A 255-nucleotide genomic window follows, 5' to 3' on the forward strand; every position below is an offset into this window, starting at 1 on the left:
CGGCTTGGGCCGTCGTCAGGGCATTGGCTTGCGCCGTCGTCAGGGCCACGACCTGGTTGGTCGTCAGGGCGGCAACCTGCTGCGTCTTCAGGCCGGCGATGGTCGCGGTCTTCAGGGCGGCCAGGTCAGCCGTTTCCAGCGCGGCCACGGTTTCCGTTGCCAGCGCGCCGATCTGGGCCGAGTTCAGCACGGCGGCCTGGTTGCTCGACAGGGCGACGATCTGGTTGGTCGTCATGCCGGCCATCGAACCGGTCG

At 69.0% G+C, this 255-nt stretch carries 1 protein-coding gene; it reads right to left on the reverse strand.

Annotated features, from left to right (window positions below):
• A partial coding sequence (locus GM672_RS28140; protein WP_155473719.1) for a hypothetical protein occupies positions 1 to 235 on the reverse strand: 235 nt, incomplete at its 3' end.
• Between the last annotated feature and the right edge of the window lie 20 nt (positions 236 to 255).

This window comes from Pseudoduganella buxea (assembly GCF_009720835.1).
In the GTDB taxonomy this organism is placed as follows: domain Bacteria; phylum Pseudomonadota; class Gammaproteobacteria; order Burkholderiales; family Burkholderiaceae_D; genus Rugamonas; species Rugamonas buxea.